This is a genomic window from Streptomyces sp. PU-14G (assembly GCF_041028275.1).
In the GTDB taxonomy this organism is placed as follows: Bacteria; Actinomycetota; Actinomycetes; order Streptomycetales; family Streptomycetaceae; genus Streptomyces.
Genome location: NZ_JASKYT010000547.1, coordinates 1 through 3,082, shown reverse-complemented (window position 1 = coordinate 3,082; position 3,082 = coordinate 1). Strand labels below are relative to the sequence as shown.

Sequence of the window (3,082 nt, the reverse complement as noted above, 5' to 3'; positions counted from 1 at the left end):
GTACTGGGGAAGGCCGGCCCCGCCCGGGGGCCCGGCCTTCCCCAGTACGATCACGGCCATGCCGTCGAGCGAACACCCCGGAACGCCGCCCGACCGGGAAAACGGCGCACAGGATCGCTTGGGGAAGCTAGAATGGAAGATTTCACCGGGAAGCCGGGAAGCCGGGAAGCCGGGAAGCCGGGAAGCCGGGAAGCCGGGAAGCCGGGAAGCCGGGAAGCCGGGAAGCCGGGTTGTGGCACGGATGTGCTCTTCGTGGTCCGGACGGCCACGACGTTGCACCGGTTGCTGGACGCCGCTCCGGCGCTCGCGGGCGACCGCCGTATACGCCCGTACGTGACGCTGGTCCCCGGGTCGGAGTTCGACGCGGACGCACTGGCCGCGCTGGAAGGTCTGCGGGCGCTGCAACTGCCGTGGGAGGAGGCGCGGCGGCGGCCGTTCGCACTCGTACTGGCGGCTTCGGCGCGGGGCGCCCTGCACCTGTTGCGCGGACCGCTGGCCCTGCTGCCGCACGGGGCGGGTTTCAGCAAGCGGATGCCTGCCCGGTCCCGCGACGACCCGTCACGGCAAGCGGAGAAGGACCCGGCGAACGGCCTGCACCCCGAGCAGTTGCTGCGCCCTGACGGGAGGCCCCTCGCCGCGCTGAAGTGGCGGACTCGACGGGGAGCTGCACCGGTGGGTCCGCGGGCTCCCCGGGTGCCGCATAGGTGTGGTGATGCACCGCCCCGATACTGGCGGCCTGCACCACCGCACCCGCGCTGACCTGCCCGTCCACGGTGTTGTGCGTCTGCTCGCTCACACTCCAACTCTAGGGCTCCTGCGGCGTGCTGGGCAGGCCACGCGTCAGGGGATGCGACGGTGGACGTTCTCCTTCGTGGACGGCCCCGGAGGCGCCTGCGCGATCCATGGGCCCTCGCTCGAGGGGTCGACGACGCCTTCCTCCAGCCAGGTGTAGGAGCCGTCGAGGACTTCGCGGACGACCTTGCGGTCGAGGTCGTCGGTGTTGGTCCACAGACGGTCGAACAGTTCGTCGACGCGGATGCGGGACTGGCGGCAGAACGCGTCCGCGAGCTGATACGCGGCCTGCCCGTCGGTGCCGCCGGTGCCGTCGCGCCGCAGCTTCTCCGCGCGGACGCAGGCGGCGCTCATCGCGAACAGCTCGGCTCCGATGTCCACGATCCGGCCGAGGAAGCCCTGCTTGGTCTCCATCCGGCCCTGCCAGCGGGTCATCGCGTAGAAGGTGGAGCGGGCGAGCTTGCGCGCGGTGCGCTCGACGTGGCGCAGGTGCGGGGCGAGGGCGCCGAACTCGGCGTAGGCGCCGGGCAGCTGCCCCGAGCCCGCGACGAGGCGGGGCAGCCACTTGGCGTAGAAGGTGCCCGCTGTGACGGCCGCCTTGCGCTTGTCGGCCAACGTCTTGTCCGGGTCGATGAGATCGCCGGCGGCCGACAGGTGCGCGTCCACGGCCTCGCGGGCGATCAGCAGGTGCATGATCTCCGTCGAGCCCTCGAAGACGCGGTTGATGCGCAGGTCGCGCAGCAGCTGTTCGGCGGGGACGCCGCGTTCGCCGCGGGCGGCGAGGGACGCGGCGGTCTCGAAGCCGCGCCCGCCGCGGATCTGGACCAGCTCGTCGGCCATCTTCCAGGCCATTTCACTGCCGTAGAGCTTGGCGAGAGCGGCCTCGATGCGGATGTCGTTGCGCTCCTCGTCGGCCATCTGCGAGGACAGGTCGAGCACGGCCTCCAGCGCGAACGTCGTCGCGGCGATGAAGGCGATCTTGCCGCCGACGGCCTCGTGCTCGGCGACCGGCCTGCCCCACTGGACGCGTTCGCGGGACCACTGGCGGGCGATGCGCAGGCACCATTTGCCCGCGCCGACGCAGGTGGCGGGCAGGGAGAGGCGGCCGGTGTTGAGAGTGGTGAGCGCGATCTTGAGTCCCGCGCCCTCGGGGCCGATGCGGTTGGCCGCGGGGACGCGCACGCGGTGGAAGCGGGTGACGCCGTTCTCGATGCCGCGCAGTCCCATGAAGGCGTTGCGGTTCTCCACGGTGATGCCTTCGGAGTCGGCCTCGACGACGAAGGCGGTGATGCCGCCCTTGTGTCCTGCGGCGCGGCGCGGGTCGTCGGCGGCGGGCTCCGGCACGCGTGCCATGACGACGAGGAGGTCGGCGATCACGCCGTTGGTGGTCCACAGCTTCACCCCGTCGAGCAGGTAGTCTTCTCCGGCTCCGGCTCCGGCTCCGGCTCCGGCCCCGCCACCGCCACCGCCACCGGCCTCACCCGGGCCGGAGGAACCCCCGCTGACGGGCACGGCGGTGGTCGCCAGCCGTGCGGGGTCGGAGCCCACGTCGGGTTCGGTCAGCAGGAACGCGGAGATGTCGCTGCGGGCGCAGCGCGGCAGGAAGGCGTCCTTCTGTTCCTGGCTGCCGAACATCTTCACGGGCTGCGGTACGCCGATGGACTGGTGCGCGGACAGCAGGGCGCCCACGGCCGGGCTGGCGGAGCTGACCAGGGCGAGTGCCTTGTTGTAGTACACCTGGGTCAGTCCGAGGCCGCCGTACTCGGTGCCGGCCTTCATGCCGAGCGCCCCGAGCTCCTTCAGACCGGTGATCACCTCGTCCGGAATCCTGGACTCACGTTCGATCAGCGGCCCGTCGACCGTCGTCTCGACGAAGTCGCGCAGCCTGGCCAGGAACTCCTCGCCCCGCGCGACGTCCTCGGCCGCCGGTTCCGGGTGCGGGTGGAGGAGATCGAGGCGGAAGCGGCCGAGGAACAGTTCCTTAGCGAAGCTGGGCTTGCGCCAGTCCTTCTCCCGGGCCGCCTCGGCGACTTCGCGGGCTTCGCGTTCGGAGACGGTCATCTCGCTCACCTCAGGAGGGTGTGGGAGGCGGGTTCGCGGTACGTGACGGGTGGTGGTGCCCGGCAGGCGCCCTGTGGACGGCCGCTGCCAGGTGCTGCTCGGTCGTGTGTACCCGATTCGTTCCGCCCCTACCAGACACCGCGCGCACAGACCCCGACGAAGCCGGCTCGCCCGCCTGTCCCGCCCTGCTCGCCGCCCTCCCGCGGCCGGCCGGGGCCGCGCGCGGACC

At 71.9% G+C, this 3,082-nt stretch carries 2 protein-coding genes; one reads left to right on the top strand and one right to left on the bottom strand.

What is annotated here, in order from left to right; translation table 11 throughout:
- The first annotated feature begins 252 nt into the window (after positions 1 to 252).
- Entirely contained in the window at positions 253 to 759 is a 507-nt protein-coding gene (locus AB8Z75_RS33115) for a hypothetical protein (protein ID WP_369208546.1), read from the top strand.
- An 81-nt stretch (positions 760 to 840) separates the two neighbouring features.
- Here the strand turns inward: AB8Z75_RS33115 and AB8Z75_RS33110 are convergent, their stop codons facing one another.
- On the bottom strand, positions 841 to 2,853 hold the full coding sequence (locus AB8Z75_RS33110) for an acyl-CoA dehydrogenase family protein (RefSeq protein ID WP_369208548.1): 2,013 nt from the start codon (positions 2,851 to 2,853) through the stop codon (positions 841 to 843).
- Between the last annotated feature and the right edge of the window lie 229 nt (positions 2,854 to 3,082).